The 15,195-nt window shown below is 65.3% G+C and carries 15 protein-coding genes; 12 read left to right on the top strand and 3 right to left on the bottom strand.

Annotation, left to right across the window (positions count from 1 at the left end; genetic code table 11):
• Positions 1 to 20 precede the first annotated feature (20 nt).
• Together AC1DYK_RS16090 and AC1DYK_RS16085 are read right to left on the bottom strand one after the other, a co-directional pair.
• Entirely contained in the window at positions 21 to 593 is a 573-nt protein-coding gene (locus AC1DYK_RS16090) for a chemotaxis protein CheB (RefSeq protein WP_478167230.1), read from the bottom strand.
• Positions 590 to 718 carry a hypothetical protein gene (locus AC1DYK_RS16085; protein ID WP_478167229.1) on the bottom strand — a complete coding sequence of 43 codons (129 nt, stop codon included), beginning with the start codon at positions 716 to 718 and terminating at the stop codon, positions 590 to 592. Before AC1DYK_RS16085 ends, AC1DYK_RS16090 begins: the two co-directional genes overlap by 4 nt.
• A gap of 420 nt (positions 719 to 1,138) precedes the next feature.
• Here AC1DYK_RS16085 and AC1DYK_RS16080 point away from each other — a divergent pair, with 420 nt between their 5' ends.
• The 12 genes from AC1DYK_RS16080 (at position 1,139) to AC1DYK_RS16025 (ending at position 14,380) form a co-directional block, all read left to right on the top strand.
• Positions 1,139 to 1,720, top strand: a complete 582-nt coding sequence (locus AC1DYK_RS16080; protein WP_478167228.1) for a BPSL1445 family SYLF domain-containing lipoprotein — start codon at positions 1,139 to 1,141, stop codon at positions 1,718 to 1,720.
• 311 nt (positions 1,721 to 2,031) lie between these two features.
• Complete coding sequence (locus AC1DYK_RS16075; RefSeq protein WP_478167227.1) at positions 2,032 to 3,084, top strand: LacI family DNA-binding transcriptional regulator; 1,053 nt, start codon at positions 2,032 to 2,034, stop codon at positions 3,082 to 3,084.
• Positions 3,081 to 4,544, top strand: a complete 1,464-nt coding sequence (gene xylB / locus AC1DYK_RS16070) for a xylulokinase (RefSeq protein ID WP_478167226.1) — start codon at positions 3,081 to 3,083, stop codon at positions 4,542 to 4,544. The genes AC1DYK_RS16075 and xylB overlap by 4 nt, the downstream gene beginning before the upstream one ends.
• 7 nt (positions 4,545 to 4,551) lie before the next feature.
• Positions 4,552 to 5,904, top strand: coding sequence for a xylose isomerase (xylA, locus tag AC1DYK_RS16065; RefSeq protein WP_478167225.1), 1,353 nt, complete (start codon positions 4,552 to 4,554; stop codon positions 5,902 to 5,904).
• Between the two features lie 34 nt (positions 5,905 to 5,938).
• Positions 5,939 to 7,009, top strand: a complete 1,071-nt coding sequence (locus AC1DYK_RS16060; RefSeq protein ID WP_478167224.1) for a sugar phosphate isomerase/epimerase family protein — start codon at positions 5,939 to 5,941, stop codon at positions 7,007 to 7,009.
• A complete protein-coding gene (locus AC1DYK_RS16055; protein ID WP_478167223.1) occupies positions 7,006 to 8,184 on the top strand; it encodes a Gfo/Idh/MocA family protein in 1,179 nt (392 codons plus the stop codon). The genes AC1DYK_RS16060 and AC1DYK_RS16055 overlap by 4 nt, the downstream gene beginning before the upstream one ends.
• Positions 8,181 to 9,668, top strand: a complete 1,488-nt coding sequence (locus AC1DYK_RS16050) for a sugar ABC transporter ATP-binding protein (protein WP_478167222.1) — start codon at positions 8,181 to 8,183, stop codon at positions 9,666 to 9,668. Before AC1DYK_RS16055 ends, AC1DYK_RS16050 begins: the two co-directional genes overlap by 4 nt.
• A complete protein-coding gene (locus AC1DYK_RS16045; protein ID WP_478167221.1) occupies positions 9,649 to 10,683 on the top strand; it encodes an ABC transporter permease in 1,035 nt (344 codons plus the stop codon). Before AC1DYK_RS16050 ends, AC1DYK_RS16045 begins: the two co-directional genes overlap by 20 nt.
• Before the next feature lie 77 nt (positions 10,684 to 10,760).
• Positions 10,761 to 11,714: a substrate-binding domain-containing protein gene (locus tag AC1DYK_RS16040; protein WP_478167220.1), complete on the top strand. Its 954-nt coding sequence runs from the start codon at positions 10,761 to 10,763 to the stop codon at positions 11,712 to 11,714.
• A gap of 99 nt (positions 11,715 to 11,813) precedes the next feature.
• Positions 11,814 to 12,779, top strand: coding sequence for a transaldolase (gene tal, locus AC1DYK_RS16035; RefSeq protein ID WP_478167219.1), 966 nt, complete (start codon positions 11,814 to 11,816; stop codon positions 12,777 to 12,779).
• Positions 12,780 to 12,903: 124 nt separating this feature from the next.
• The gene (locus AC1DYK_RS16030; protein WP_478167218.1) at positions 12,904 to 13,203 is read left to right on the top strand and encodes a hypothetical protein; all 300 of its coding nucleotides are present in this window, start codon (positions 12,904 to 12,906) and stop codon (positions 13,201 to 13,203) included.
• 481 nt (positions 13,204 to 13,684) lie between these two features.
• Complete coding sequence (locus tag AC1DYK_RS16025) at positions 13,685 to 14,380, top strand: hypothetical protein (RefSeq protein ID WP_478167217.1); 696 nt, start codon at positions 13,685 to 13,687, stop codon at positions 14,378 to 14,380.
• Between the two features lie 190 nt (positions 14,381 to 14,570).
• Here the strand turns inward: AC1DYK_RS16025 and AC1DYK_RS16020 are convergent, their stop codons facing one another.
• Positions 14,571 to 15,182 (bottom strand): hypothetical protein, encoded by a 612-nt coding sequence (locus AC1DYK_RS16020; RefSeq protein WP_478167216.1) that lies wholly within the window; start codon positions 15,180 to 15,182, stop codon positions 14,571 to 14,573.
• Positions 15,183 to 15,195 lie beyond the last annotated feature (13 nt).

The raw sequence follows: 15,195 nt of genomic DNA, 5'->3' as shown, positions 1-15,195 counted from the left end.
CCTGCCTTCGGTCCGCTGCGTCACCCTTCGACCAGCGTCGCGAGAAGCGGTGCAATCCCGGTCAGCGGCACGACGCTGTGCGGACGTTGGGGGTTCATCGCGTGCAGCGGGCACACGGGCGCCGCAGCCTCGGCCGCATCCTGCACGACCGCCACGCCGTCGGCCTCCTGGATCGCGCTCATGCCCAGCGAGCCCTCGCCCTCACTGCCTGCGAGCAGCACCCCGATCACACGCTGGCCGCAGGTCGCGGCAGCAGAGCTGAAAAGGCGGTCGATGGGGCGCATTCCGATCGACGTCGTGTCCCGATCGTCCAGCCCCATCACGCCCTCCGGCCGGATGACGAGGCCCTTGCCCGCCGGCGGCAGATAGACATGGCCGACTCGGGCGAAGCGACCTTCGCACGCATAGCTCACCGGCATGGACGAATAGCCATCCATGATGCGGACCAGCGTCTGGACACTCTGCGAATGGGTGCGCAGCGCCACGAGGATGGCCGCGTGGAAAATGGTCGGCAGCGCATTCAGGAGTGTCGACAAGGTCGGCAGTTCCCCTTCGACCGCACCGATCACGACCAGGTCGCGCCGCGGGTTCACGGTCGACCTCGCCGCAGGAAGTCATCCATTCGGTCCACGCGAGGAGGCGCGGCGCCGATGCCGTAGGCAGGCTTGCCGTCGCCGGCGCTCTCGCTCTTACCCATTTCTGCCTGCTCGGATTTCATGGCGATCCTCCTTCCTGATGAGGTCGAAAGCCTGGAACGCTACGCCTGACCGTTGCAACAATCTGTCAGACAAGGGCGCGGGCCGCTGTCGTGGAGCCAGGGCGAGGCTGCTGCCCAACGACTGGCCCGTCCCAGCGGACAGGCGGGGATGACTGGCTTTGAAGGTATGCAGCGGATGGCGCATTCGTGCCATCAGGCTTTGGGCTGTACGCGTGTAGGCGGCGGCGTCGTCCTTCATGAAAAAAGACGCGCCCGGTCGGGTCGTGGGCAATCTCACAAACGACTTCGCCGATGCCTCGAATCCGTGTAGGTGCGCTTCCACAGTGGGCTTGGAGGCACTTTGGCCTGCCTATCATTGACGAAGGCGCATGGCTCGCATCGCCAAGCTAGCGCCGGAAGCATAGCCACGAAGGAGCCGCCATGTACCCCTGCTTCAGAACAGCCATGCGTGCCGCCGCCGTTGCGGTGGCGGGCCTCGCTTTCGTCGGTTGCACGACGACCATGAAGGGTGAGAGCGCGAGCAGCACGTCTTCGCGTGCGTCGATCGAAGCCCAGGTCAATGAGACGCTCTCGAAGCTCTACACCAATGTTGCGGGCTCGCGCGAGTTGGTGGCCAAATCCAGGGGGGTGCTGGTGTTTCCGGCCGTGGTCGACGCGAGCTTCTTTGTCGGCGCTCAATACGGTCGCGGTGCGCTCCGCGTGGGCGGACGCACCGAGGCTTACTACAGTACCACCGCGGGGTCGCTCGGTTTCCAGGCGGGCGCGCAGTCGAAGGCGGTCATCTACCTGTTCACCACGCAGCAAGCACTGGATAAGTTCCGCAGCAGCCAGGGCTGGACTGTCGGCGCGGACGCCACGGTGGCGCTCGCAACCATCGGCGCCACGGGAAACATCGACACCAACACCGTCCAGCAGCCAGTGGTGGGTTTCGTGCTCACCAACGTCGGGCTGGAAGCCGGCATATCGCTGCAAGGCGCGAAGATCGATCGGATTCAACTTTGAACTGAGCGCAACTCGTGGCGGTCCCGGGGACTCCACGAGTCGGTCATGCGTTGCCGGCCGCTGGATGTCGACGAAGACCGATTCGCGGTCGAGGCGTTTTGTGCGCCAGTCGTGCTGGCGGCCCAGCCACGCGGCTTGCCTGAGGGGCCAGCCCGCACGGTCCCAAGCAATCCGACGACCTTTTTGATGTACGCCCGTCATTTTGGTCCTGATGATCTCCCGCGCTGGCTGATTGGTAATGCTCATCAATAGTTTCGGCATCGGTAAAAACACCATGGCGTTTATGAGGTACGTACCTCATAATCACGCCCATGCCGAAGGAAACCATCAACCCGCCGATTCGCGCCACGCTGAGCGACGTCGCTCGCGCGGCCGATGTCAGCCTGGCCACGGCCGATCGGGTACTGAACAATCGTCCTGGCGTCCATGCGCGCTCGATCGCTCGTGTGCAGGAAGCAGTCGCCAGACTGCAGTACCGGCCCGATCCGGCGGCCGCCCGGCTCGCTCGCACGCAGCCGCATCGGGTGTGCTTCGTCTTCCCTTCTGGCAGCAATACCTTCGTCAAGATGCTGCAGGAGCAGGTGGCCGAGAACGCCGCGTGGATGGCCGATCACCGCGTGAGCGCGCGCACGCATGAAGTGGACGTGTTCGAACCGCAGCACTTGGCGCAACTGCTGCTGTCGCTTGAGGGCCAGTGCGAGACCATCGTCGTCATGGCGCTGGACCATCCGCTGGTCCAAAGCGCTGTGGATCATCTTGCAACCGTGGGCTGCCAGGTCATCACCTTGGTCTCCGACGTACCCAAGTCGCGCAGGAGCCATTTCGTGGGCATCGACAACGTCGCTGCGGGGCGGACTGCCGGCACTCTCATCGGCCGATTCTCGGGCAGAGGGGCCCGCGGCGAGATAGGCGTGATCGTCGGCAGCCTGTCGCTGCGAGATCACGCGGAGCGGAGCTTCGGCTTCAGTCAGGTGATGGCGGCGGAGTACCCGCAACTCACGGTCCTGCCGCCGGTGGAAGGCAAGGATTCGACAGAGCTCAACGCAGCCCTGACGCGCGAGCTGCTCTCCCGGCATCCGAACCTGACCGCGATCTACAGCGTCGGCGCGGGCAACGCCGGCATTTCTTCCGCCCTCAAGGCAAGCGGCCGCGCGCGCGCCATCATGTTCGTCGGACACGAACTCACGCCGGCGGCTCGCGCGGACCTGCTCGATGGCACGATGGATGCGGTCATCAATCAGGACGCCGGCCACGAGATTCGCTCGGCATTGCGCTTGGCCGTCGCGCGGTCAACGCAGGAGCCCGTTGATGCGGATCGCGAGCGCATCCGAATCGACGTCTACCTCAAGGACAACCTGCCGTGATCACCCTCGGCATCGATCTGGGTACGTCCGGCGTCAAGGCGTTGTTGCTCGAGGACGATCGGCCGCTGGCCGTTGCGAGCGCAGCTTTGGAAACCAGCCGGCCGTATCCGGGTTGGTCGGAGCAGGATCCCGCCAAATGGTGGGCCGCGACCTGCGATTGCCTTGACGCGCTCAGGGCCGAGCATCCGAAGGAACTCGCTGCAGTGCGGGCCATCGGGCTGTCGGGCCAGATGCACGGGGCCACTTTGCTGGGAGCAGACGATGAAGTCTTGCGCCCCTGCATCCTCTGGAACGATGGGCGCAGCGCTGCGCAGTGCCAGGTGCTGGAAGCCCCGGCACTGAAGCTGCGAGCCCGTACCGGCAACCCCGCGATGCCGGGCTTCACCGCGCCCAAGCTCTTGTGGCTGCGCGAGCACGAGCCGGAGGTATTTGCCCGCATCAGCAAGGTCCTCCTGCCCAAGGCGTGGCTGCGCTGGATGCTCAGCGGCGAATTCGCCGACGACATGTCCGACGCTTCAGGCACGCTTTGGCTCGACGTCGGCGCTCGCCGGTGGTCCGAGCCGCTCTTGGCTGCATGCGAGCTCGGCATCGGTCACATGCCCCGCTTGGTCGAGGGCACCGAACCGGCGGGTCAGCTTCGAGCGGAGCTGGTGGCTCGGTGGGGCTTCGCCCAGGCGCCGATCGTTGCCGGCGGCGCGGGCGACAACGCCGCAGGGGCTGTCGGGGTGGGGGCCGTCGCGCCCGGCGATGCCTTCCTGTCGATCGGAACCTCTGGCGTTCTGTGGGCGACGACGGCGGGCTTCGCACCGGCAGCGCATCGGGCCGTGCATGCGTTCTGCCACGCCATTCCGGATACCTGGCACCAAATGGGCGTGCTGCTTTCAGCCGCGGCCTCGTTGTCGTGGTGGGCCAAGGTTGTGGGACAACGAGAAGAGGTGCTGCTCAGCGAAGCCGAAGACGCGGACGTCGGCGGCGCCGCCTGCTGGTTTGCGCCTTACCTTTCGGGAGAACGCACGCCGCACAACGACGTCCGCGTGCGTGGTGGCTTTGTGCACCTGGCCGCCGATACGAATCGTGGCGCGATGACGCGAGCGGTGCTCGAGGGCGTCGCCTATGCCTTTCGCGATGCCCGTGACGCCCTTGCCGCGGCGGGCACCACATTGACGCAGGCCGACCTCATCGGCGGGGGCGCACAGTCCGCCCTGTGGAGCCAGATCCTGGCGGATGTGCTGGAGATGCCGCTTTGCCAAGTGGAAGGCTCCCAGCACGGATGCGCACTGGGCGCCGCGCGGCTTGCGCGGGCCGCGATCGACGGCGAGAGGCTGTTTGCCAAGCCACCACGTCTGCGGACCTTCGAGCCCGACGCGCGTCGGGCACGCCGACACGACGAATCGTTTGCCCGCTGGCAGCAGCTCTACGAATGCGTGCGGCAGGTCCCTTCAACTTCCTCTGTGACTTAGAGACACCATGACCACCCATTCCACGGCCACGGGCTACGCACCCTATTTCAGTTTCAACAAGCCCATCGCGTACCACGGCACCGGCTTCACCCCCCATCCCGACGAACCGTTCGCCTACCGCTACTACGACAAGGACAGGATCGTCCTGGGCAAGCGGATGGAAGAGCAGCTCCGCTTCGCGGTGTGCTACTGGCACAGCTTCGTCTGGTCGGGCACGGATCCGTTTGGCGAAGCGACCTTTCAGCGGCCCTGGCACATGCACGCCGATCCAATGGCCCAAGCCCTTCACAAGGCCGATGTGGCGTTCGAACTCTTTCGCCTCGTCGACGCTCCGTTCTTCACATTTCATGACCGCGATGCCGCACCGGAGGGCGCAACGCTCGCAGAGTCCAACTCGAACCTGAGCCGCATTGCCGAGGTCTTCGAAGGCAAGATGGCCGAAACGGGCGTCAAGCTGCTGTGGGGCACTGCCAACCTCTTCTCGCATCGCCGCTACATGTCGGGCGCCGCGACCAATCCGGATCCCGACGTCTTCATCTATGCCGCGGCGCAGGTGAAGCACGCCCTGGAGGTCACCCACCGGCTGGGCGGGGCCAACTACGTGCTGTGGGGCGGCCGGGAAGGCTACGAGACTTTGCTCAACACCCATCTGAAGCGAGAGCTGACCCAGATGGGGCGCTTCCTGAACCTGGTGGTGGAGCACAAGCACAAGATCGGCTTCAAGGGGCAGATTCTGCTGGAGCCCAAGCCCGCCGAGCCGACCAAGCACCAGTACGACTACGACGTCGCGGCCGTCTACGGCTTTCTGAAGGCCAACGGACTGGAGGGGGAGGTCAAGGTCAACCTGGAGCAGAACCATGCACTGCTTGCGCGCCACACCTTCGAGCACGAGATCGCCTTGGCACAGGCACTGGGCATCTTCGGCTCTCTCGACATGAACCGCGGTGACGAGCAGCTCGGCTGGGACACGGATCAGTTCCCCAACAATCTCCAGCATGTCGCGGCGGCCCTCTACGAGGTCATGAAGGGAGGCGGCATCGGCAGCGGGGGTCTGAACTTCGACGCCAAGCTGCGCCGCCAGTCGATCGACCCGGACGATCTGGTCTGGGGACACGCGACGGCGATGGACCTGTGTGCCCATGGGTTGCTGGTTGCCGAACAGATGGTGCTCGACGGTGCGCTCCAGAGCCACGTCGACCGTCGCTATGCGGGCTGGAATCAGCCGGCAGGCCAGTCGATCCTCCGCGGGGGATGCTCCCTCGAAGACCTGGCGGGAGAGGCCGAGCGACTCGCGCTGAACCCGGAGCCCCGCTCGGGCCAGCAGGAACGTCTCGAGCATCTCGTCAGCAGCTACTTCTGAACCCCATTGATCCGCAAGAAGAAAGGAGCGAGACATGGCGACCAATATCAAAGGCCCCGGCATCTACCTGGCCCAGTTCGCGAGCGATGCCGCGCCCTTCGACTCCTGGGCGTCGATCACCCGTTGGGCCGGCAGCCTGGGCTTCAAGGGCGTGCAGATCCCCTCTTGGGATGGGCGCATCTTCGACCTCTCGAAAGCCGCCGAATCCAAAACCTACTGTGACGAGGTGCGCGGCATCGCTCGCGAGAACGGCGTGGAGATCACCGAACTGGGCACCCACCTCCAGGGCCAGCTGGTGGCTGTGCATCCGGCCTACGACGAGGCCTTCGACGGCTTCGCTCCCGAGGCCGTGCGGCGCAACCCTCAAGCGCGCCAAGCCTGGGCGGTCGAGCAGATGCTGCTGTCGGCCAAGGCCTCGGCCAACCTGGGACTCAAGAGCAACGTGAGCTTTCCCGGCGCGTTGGCCTGGCCCTATCTCTATCCGTGGCCGCAGCGTCCGGCCGGTCTCATCGAGACCGCCTTCGACGAACTGGCTCGGCGCTGGCGGCCGATCTTCGACGCCTTCGACGAAGCCGACTGCCACGTGTGCTTTGAACTGCATCCAGGCGAGGACCTGTTCGACGGCACCACCTTCGAGATGTTCCTCGACCGCGTTGACCAGCATCCGCGCTGCTGCATCAACTACGACCCCTCGCACTTCGTGCTGCAGCAACTCGACTACCTGTCCTTCATCGACATCTACCACGAGCGGATCAAGGCGCTGCACATCAAGGACGCGGAGTTTCGCCCCACCGGGCGCCAGGGCGTGTACTCGGGCTACCAGCCCTGGATCGACCGCGCCGGTCGCTTCCGCTCTCTGGGTGACGGCCAGGTGGACTTCGGCGCCATCTTCTCCAAGATGGCGCAGTACGGCTATGACAGCTGGGCGGTGCTTGAGTGGGAATGCTGCCTCAAGCACCCTGAAGCGGGCGCCGCCGAAGGGGCCGAGTTCATCCGCAACCACATCATCCGCGTGACCGAGAAAGCCTTCGACGACTTCGCCGGCGGCGACACCGACTCGCAGCAACTGCGGCGCATGCTCGGTTTGCAAGGAGGCGCTGCGTGACCATCGAGGCTTCCACGAGCGGCGCGGCCAGCCCCGACGCGCGCGTCAGGCTGGGCATGGTCGGCGGTGGCGAGGGCGCCTTCATCGGCGCGGTGCACCGCATTGCCGCGAGGCTCGACGATCACTATGTGCTGCAGGCCGGCGCGCTGTCGTCCACGCCGGAGAAGTCGCAGCGCTCGGCCAAGGCATTGGCCCTGCCGCGCGGTTACTCCGACTACCGCACCATGGCGCGCGAAGAGGCCGCCCGCGGCGCCGATGGCATCGAGGCCGTCGCCATCGTCACGCCCAACGACCAGCATGCGCCGGTCGCCGAGGCCTTCCTGGAGGCCGGCATCCACGTGATCTGCGACAAGCCGGTCACCACCACGCTGGAGGAAGCGCTGCACCTGCGCTCCCTGGCGCGCGAGCGCCGGCGCCTTTTCGCGGTGACCTACAACTACAGCGGCTACCCGATGGTTCGGCACGCGCGCCGCATGGTTCAGGACGGTCGGCTCGGCACGCTGCGACTCGTGCAGGTGGAGTACCTGCAGGACTGGCTGACCGAAGCGCTCGAAGGCACGGGCCAGAAGCAGGCCGCCTGGCGCACCGACCCGCGGCGCGCGGGAGCGGGTGGCTGCATCGGCGACATCGGCACGCACGCCTACCAGCTCGCCGGCTTCGTCAGCGGCCTGGCGCCCCAGGCCCTGTGCGCCGAACTCAGCACCTTCGTGCCGGGCCGCGCTCTCGATGACGACGTGCGGGTCCTGCTGCGCTATGCGGGGGGTGCTCGCGGCATGCTGTGGGCCAGTCAGGTCGCCCCGGGCAACGAGAACGGGCTGCGGCTGCGCATCTACGGCAGCCAGGGCGGCCTCGAATGGCATCAGGAACATCCCAATCAGCTGAAGTGGTCACCCTTCGGCCAGCCGGTGCAGATCATCTCTCGCGGCACCGGCAGCGCCAATGCCGATGCCGCGCGCGTCACTCGCCTGCCTTCGGGGCACCCCGAGGGGTACCTGGAAGGCTTCGCCACACTTTATGGCGAGATCGCACAGGCCATCCGCGCTGCGCGCCAGGGCGGCACGCCGTCCGCCGAAGTGGTCTTCCCCACCATCGACGACGGCATCCGCGGCATGGCCTTCATCGAGGCCGCCGTCCGATCTTCGGCCGGCAGCGGATCCTGGGTCGATCTGCCATGAGCCTGCACGTGCGCTTTGACGCCATCGAAAAAAGCTTCGGGCCGGTGCGCGTCCTGCACGGCGTGAGTTTCATGCTCGAGCCCGGCCGCACCGTGGGCCTGCTGGGCGAGAACGGCGCGGGCAAGTCCACGCTGATGAAGATCCTCTCGGGCTACGAGGCGCCGACGGCCGGCTCGCTCGAGATCGACGGCACGGCGCGCCAGTTTGCCAGCTCGCGCGATGCGGAAGAAGCCGGCATCGTGCTCATCCATCAGGAGTTCAACCTCGCCGAAGACCTGACCGTCACGCAGAACATCTTCCTGGGCCGCGAGCGCCGGCGCGGCTGGCTGCTCGACGAGGCCAGCATGCGCCAAGCGACACGCGAGGCCCTGGCGCAGGTCGGGCTTGACGTCGACCCGGACGTGCGCGTGCGCGATCTCATCGTGGCGGAGAAGCAGTTGGTCGAGATCGCCAAGGCGCTGTCGCGCAACGCTCGGTTGCTGGTGATGGACGAGCCCACGGCCACGCTCACTCCTGGCGAGACGAATCGCCTTTTTGCACTGATGCGCCGCCTGCGCGAGCAGCGCGTCACGATCGTCTACATCTCGCACAAGCTTGACGAGGTGGAACAAGTCACCGACGAGATCGTGGTCATGCGCGACGGCCGCTTCGTCGCGCGCGGCGCGACCAGCGATCACAGCCGTCAGGCGATGGCCAACCTGATGGTGGGCCGCGAGCTCTCGGACATGTTCCCACCGAAACAGCCGCGCATCTGCGGCGCCGAGCCTCTTCTCTCGGTGCGCAATGCCAGTGTCCCAGGTTGGGTGCGCAACGCCACCTTCGACGTTCGCCCGGGCGAGATCCTCGGCTTCGCCGGCCTCGTGGGCGCCGGCCGCACCGAATTGTTCGAGGGCCTGATGGGCCTGCGCCCGCGCGCCGGCGGCGAGGTGCATATGGGCGGCCGTCCGGCCAGGTTCCGCAATCCGCGCGACGCGGCCCGTGCCGGACTGACCTACCTGAGTGAAGACCGCAAAGGCTGCGGACTGCACGTCCGCATGTCGCTGCAAGACAACCTGACCCTGATGGACCTCGCCCGTCATGCCAGGCCTTGGCTGGATCCTCGCTCGGAACGACGTGCACTCACGCGGGCGATCGAAGAATTCGGCATCCGCACTCGCAATCCGGACGCCGTCGCCGGCGAACTGTCGGGCGGCAACCAGCAGAAGCTGGCCATCGCCAAGGTGCTGCAACCCGGCCCGCGCGTGCTGGTGCTCGACGAACCCACGCGAGGCGTCGATGTAGGCGCCAAGCGCGACATCTATTTTCTTGTCCAGCGACTCGCCTCCGAAGGACGTGGCGTGGTCGTCATTTCTTCCGAGCTGATCGAACTGATCGGCCTATGCCATCGAGTCGTCGTGATGCGATCGGGTGTTGTCCAGGCCACGCTCGACGCCGACCGGCTGACCGAAGAGGAACTCATCGCCCATGCGACCGGAACCCACTGATACCATGAAAACCGCTGTCCACGACGCCCCTGCGGGCCTGCCGTCTGCCCGCGCCGGCAAGGTGCGCCACCGCATCCAGGAATTCGGTCCGCTCGTCGGGTTGATCGCCCTGTGCCTGGCCGGCACGCTGCTGAACCCGGACTTCGCCACCTGGGACAACGCAATGAACGTGCTCACCCGGACGGCCTTCATCGGCATCATCGCCGTTGGCATGAGCTTCGTGATCATCTCGGGCGGCATCGACCTGTCCGTCGGCTCCATGGCCGCGCTCATCGCCGGCAGCGTGATTCTGGTGATGAACTGGGTGGCGCCCCATGTCGGCGGAACCTTGCCGGCGGTACTGATCGGCATGGCCACCGCCCTCCTCCTGGGTGCCGCCTTCGGCCTGGCGCACGGGCTGCTGATCACCAAGGGGCGGATCGAGCCCTTCATCGTCACGCTCGGCACGCTCGGCATCTTCCGCGCCTACCTGACCTATTTCTCCGACGGCGGCGCCATCACGCTCGACGGTACGCTGGCCGATGCCTACGGCCCGGTCTACTACGGCAGCTGGATGGGCATACCCATACCCATCTGGGTGTTCGTCGCGGTGGCGCTGGCAGGGGGCATGTTGCTCAACCGCACAAGCTACGGACGCTATGTGCAGGCCATCGGATCCAACGAGCAGGTCGCGCGCTACGCCGCCGTGGCGGTGGACCGCATCAAGATCCTGACCTACATGCTGCTGGGCATCTGCGTGGGCATCGCGACGCTGCTGTACGTGCCGCGGCTGGGTTCGGCGTCGCCGACCACAGGCCTCTTGTGGGAACTGGAGGCGATTGCCTCGGTCATCGTTGGCGGCACCGCCCTCAAGGGAGGCCAGGGACGCATCGTCGGCACCGTGGTGGGCGCCGTTCTGCTCTCGGCGATCAGCAACATCCTCAACCTCACCAGCATCATCAGCGTCTACCTGAATGCGGCTGTACAGGGGTTCGTCATCATCGTCGTGGCCTTCCTCCAGCGGGGACGGCGATGACCCACAGGCACGCAGCGCGCACGCGCCAGCGAGTCATTCAGCCTAGCGCTATCCACCCTGAGAGCAAGGAGACATCCATGAATCGACGCATTTTCTCAACCCTCGTGCTGGCCGCATGCGCGGCCGGCGCGGCACCGGCAATGGCCCAATCCAAGATGGTCATGGGCGTGTCGGTGCCGGCGGCCACGCATGGATGGACCGGCGGCGTCATGTACTGGGCCAACCGTACGAAGAGCGAGATCGAGAAGCAATATCCTGGCTCCCGCGTGATCGTGAAGACCGCCGGATCGCCCACCGAGCAGGCGAACCAGGTGCAGGATCTGCAGACAGTCAACAAGATCGACACGCTGGTGATCCTGCCCTTCGAATCCGCGCCGCTCACGCGACCCGTGGCCCAGGTCAAGGCCAAAGGCGTGTTCGTGTCGGTGGTGGATCGCGGCCTGACCGATACGAACGCACAGGACGCGTACTTCGCCGGCGACAACCCCGGCTTCGGCAAGGTGGCTGCCGAGTACATGGCATCCGCGATGGGCGGGAAGGGCAACATCGTCGTCCTGCGCGGCATTCCGACAGTGATCGACAACCAGCGCGTCGATGCCTTCAACGAGGTGATGAAGGCGCACCCGGAGATCAAGATTCTGGATGCCAAGCACGGCAACTGGAACCGCGACGATGCGTTCAAGGTCATGCAGGACTACCTGACGCGCTTTCGGCAGATCGACGCGGTCTGGGCCTCGGATGACGACATGGCTGTGGGCGTGCAGCGCGCCATCGCCCAGGCCAAGCGCGACGACGTGAAGCTCGTCGTGGGCGGCGCAGGCTCCAAGGACTACATCAAGAAAGTGATGGACGGCGACCCGATCGTGCGTGCCGACGTGACCTATTCGCCGAGCATGATCGCCGATGCCATGAAGCGCACGGCCGAGGCACGCGTCAATGGCAAGGCGGTGGCTGCGACCACGATCATTCCTTCGGTGCTGGTCACCAAGGACAACGCCGAGAAGTACTACTTCCCGGAGTCTCCGTACTGAGCAGCGCATCCTTTCAGGTGCGGCGCATTGCCTTTGCAGCAGGGCTCATTGCAGTGCTGAAGGAATGCTCCGCACCGGCCAGAATCTCGATACAAATTCATGCACTCTTCAAGCTTGCTTGACCAACTCAGGCAATACACGACCGTCGTTGCCGACACCGGCAATTTTCATGAGATCGCCCAATTTGCTCCCCGCGACGCGACGACCAATCCTTCGCTCATCCTTCAGGCCGCTCAGCGGCCGGAGTACGCGTCTCTGGTAACGGAAACTTCCAGCGCGCACCTGGGTGAGCCGGTGGACCTGGTCGTCGACCACTTGTTGGTTCGGTTCGGCCTGGAGATACTGGCGGCGGTGCCGGGGCGCGTCAGCACCGAGGTGGATGCCCGGCTGTCGTTCGACATTGCCGGCACGCTCGAGAGAGCGCGGCGCATTGTGCGCCTGTATGAGGCCGCGGGCGTTTCCCGTGATCGCATGCTGATCAAGATTGCCAGTACCTGGGAAGGCATCCGAGCGGCCGAGATTCTGGAGAAGGAAGGCATCCACTGCAACCTGACGCTGGTGTTCTCCTTCTGTCAGGCGGTGGTTTGCGGCAATGCCGGCGTGCGACTCATCTCGCCATTTGTTGGGCGCATCTACGACTGGACCAGGAAGGAGGCCGGCGCGGCTTGGGACGAGTCTGCCAATGGCGGCAGCAACGATCCTGGTGTGAGATCGGTGGCGACGATCTACAGCTATTACAAGAGCAATGGAATCTGCACCGAGGTGATGGGCGCAAGCTTCAGGAACATCGGCCAGATCGTTGCGTTGGCTGGCTGCGACCTGCTGACGATCAGTCCGTCGCTTCTGGCCGAACTTCAGCGCACCAAGGTTCGACTCGCTCGTGCACTGCCGGCCCGATCCGCTCATTTGCCGGCCTCGACCCGGCAGCACCTCGACGAGAAGCAGTTCAGATGGACGCTGAATGAAGATGCAATGGCCACACAGAAGCTTGCAGAAGGCATACGCGCGTTCGCGGCCGACGCGACAAAGCTCGATCGCCTGATCGAATCTTCGAGGATCGGATGACAGATCGACCGGGGTGACCCGTGAGGCAAGCACGGTCACATTCCTGTGATCCGCCGATCCAGCCTGGTCGGATCATCATGAAAACAGCGACAACGCGGGGTGCACCCCCATCTGGAGCGACCCAATGTGGAGCATCTTGGCCGATCTGTTCATCGGCTTCTTCGAGTTCGTTATCGATGTCATGTTGTTCAGGGGCTTGCGCCGCAAGCACGGTCGTCGCAACCGTCACGTTGCCGAGGACGCGCTGGAGGTCGCGCGTTTCGATTTCGTCACGGTGTTCCTCATTGCCCTGGTCTGCTTCGGACTGATGCTGCTTCTGGCCCTCGGGCTGCAGTTGTCGGCGGTCTGGAGCGTGGGAATCGGCATCGCCGTCGCCGTCGTCTGGGGAGTCTGGCGATACTTCCGATTGGTTCACAAGCGTTGAGCGCGGCGTGGTGTGAGCCGATTGCAGCGCGAGGTTGACGCTGTCGCCTTCGAGCTTGAGCTCGCCAGGCGTGTCGATGGTGGTGCCCGCGATCGTGACGGCGCCGGCGACGGTCACCTCGCCGCCCTTGATCGTCAGGTTCTTGGCGGCCTCGACCTGTGCGCCCTGCAGGTACACGCTGTTGCCGCCTCCGAGGTAGATCCCGCCCTGGCTGCTGGTGATGGTGCTGGCGGCCGCGTTGTCGGTGCGCGATCCTCAACCCCAGACATTTCCCCCGCCAGTTTCCGAACCGCCGGGGTTCGCGCAAGCGCCGCACCGCGGTGAAATGGCAGGTTGCTGCATGCGTCGACCGCTTCCTGTGTTCGGCCACGCGCAAGACCGCTCAGCGCTTTGATCTGAGCAAAAAGGCGAGCCCCGAAGGTGCAGCAACACCAACGAGGCTCTAACCACAACGTGCAACCCTTAGAAAGAAACGCACATCATGGCTACCTCGAATGATAGTGACCTCCCCGGCATCGCCATTTCCATCCGCGGCGGACCGGTGCAGCTCATCGTGAACGTCGACAATGCGCCGGCGCATCGTGCCGCGCACGACGCGGCCGGCTCGAACGGCCACCGGCCGCTGGCCCCTCGACGCGACCTCTTCCGTGTCGCGCCAGGGCGGCGCCTCGCCGCCGTGCTCGATCGCGGCTTGCCGCCCGCTGCCGCCTCTGCGGGCGAAGCGCCACGTGGCGCATTCATCGCCGCGCGCTCGCCCTTCGACGTGTTCGCCGAACTGGCCAAGGTGGTGCGTGCGGCCCGGCGCGAGGTCCTGATCGTCGATCCCTACGTGAACGCCACCGCGCTGACGGACATCGCCATCGCCGCACAGGAAGGCGTGCACATCCTCATCCTGGGCGACCGCGCGGGGACCAAGGCCAGCCTTGCGCCGGCGGCCAGTCGCTGGCAGGCGCAGTACAAGGCATCTCGCCCCCTGGAAGTCCGCCTCGCACGCGACAGGTCCCTGCACGACCGCCTGCTGTTGATCGACCGCACGGAGGTCTGGAACCTGTCTCAGTCGATCGCGGACTTTGCGAAGAAATCGCCGGCGTCGATCGAGCGAAGCGGCGCGGCGATCGAGAAGGAGAAGGCGGTGGCGTACTTGGGCTTGTGGACCGGCGCCACGCCGCTTGCGTGAGGGGCCTGCGCTTCGTCCAGTGAGAGATTCTTGTCTCGGCAACCGGCGTGAGATGGAACTTCTGCGCGAAGGTCACGCCTGTGTTCATCAATGCGGTGTACTGTTCCTCGTCGCTCGCGTAGCCGTCCAGATAGCGGTAGCCGGTGAGCTGGGCTAAGGAATTGGGCGCGAGGCGGGCACGGCAGGCGCTTCAGCGCGTCGGACGCGCGCAGTTGGGCGCATCGCGAATCTCAACCAGCGGGCCATCGATCGAAGTGATCGAAAGCTCGCAGGCAGGGCCGACGCCAGAGAGCCGGACAACGTACTTCGCACCAGCGACAGGCGTCATCGTCTTCGCAGCCCACGGGCAACTGCCACCCGGGAAGACGAGGTTTGTCTTGCTCAGGTAGTCGAAGCCGGTCGTGGAATAGCGCACCCACTGGCCCGCGATCAGGATGGGCTTGCCGGCTGGTGCCGTGATCTTCCATGGACCGGGGGCGTCGGCGCGGCGCAGATGGGAATCCATCGCCTGGAGGTACGCGACGCGCTCCGCGCCAAGGCAGTCGTCATCGGCGGCAGCGTTGATCTTGGCCTTGAACTGCGTGCTCGTGCCGAACTGGGATTCGAGGAAGAACTCGGGGTCGCCGGGTTGCGCGACGTGGTTGTATTGGGGCTTGGGGTAGCCGGCGCCATCGTAGGCGCAGCCTGCGATGATGAATATCGCCAGAATTGGCGGGCCCACCAATAACTCTCGGCATTTGGGTGAAACACAAAAGTGCATAGCGCGTTTAATTCTGGAATTGGACAGGCATTTCAATTGCATTCCGAAATCAATC

The sequence above is a fragment of the Variovorax sp. P2_H12 genome, assembly GCF_056403395.1.
The sequence above is the reverse complement of the archived record's forward strand: the minus strand, read 5'-3'. Positions and strand labels throughout refer to the sequence as shown.

Excerpts from the sequence above, each read along its gene's own strand:
- AC1DYK_RS16075 (WP_478167227.1), top strand. The coding sequence starts at position 2,032 with ATGCCGAAGGAAACCATCAACCCGCCGATTCGCGCCACGCTGAGCGAC.
- AC1DYK_RS16045 (WP_478167221.1), top strand. The coding sequence starts at position 9,649 with ATGCGACCGGAACCCACTGATACCATGAAAACCGCTGTCCACGACGCC.
- AC1DYK_RS16080 (WP_478167228.1), top strand. The coding sequence starts at position 1,139 with ATGTACCCCTGCTTCAGAACAGCCATGCGTGCCGCCGCCGTTGCGGTG.
- AC1DYK_RS16050 (WP_478167222.1), top strand. The coding sequence starts at position 8,181 with ATGAGCCTGCACGTGCGCTTTGACGCCATCGAAAAAAGCTTCGGGCCG.
- AC1DYK_RS16030 (WP_478167218.1), top strand. The coding sequence starts at position 12,904 with ATGTGGAGCATCTTGGCCGATCTGTTCATCGGCTTCTTCGAGTTCGTT.
- xylA (WP_478167225.1), top strand. The coding sequence starts at position 4,552 with ATGACCACCCATTCCACGGCCACGGGCTACGCACCCTATTTCAGTTTC.
- AC1DYK_RS16025 (WP_478167217.1), top strand. The coding sequence starts at position 13,685 with ATGGCTACCTCGAATGATAGTGACCTCCCCGGCATCGCCATTTCCATC.
- AC1DYK_RS16020 (WP_478167216.1), bottom strand. The coding sequence starts at position 15,182 with ATGCAATTGAAATGCCTGTCCAATTCCAGAATTAAACGCGCTATGCAC.
- AC1DYK_RS16060 (WP_478167224.1), top strand. The coding sequence starts at position 5,939 with ATGGCGACCAATATCAAAGGCCCCGGCATCTACCTGGCCCAGTTCGCG.
- AC1DYK_RS16040 (WP_478167220.1), top strand. The coding sequence starts at position 10,761 with ATGAATCGACGCATTTTCTCAACCCTCGTGCTGGCCGCATGCGCGGCC.
- AC1DYK_RS16085 (WP_478167229.1), bottom strand. The coding sequence starts at position 718 with ATGAAATCCGAGCAGGCAGAAATGGGTAAGAGCGAGAGCGCCGGCGAC.
- tal (WP_478167219.1), top strand. The coding sequence starts at position 11,814 with ATGCACTCTTCAAGCTTGCTTGACCAACTCAGGCAATACACGACCGTC.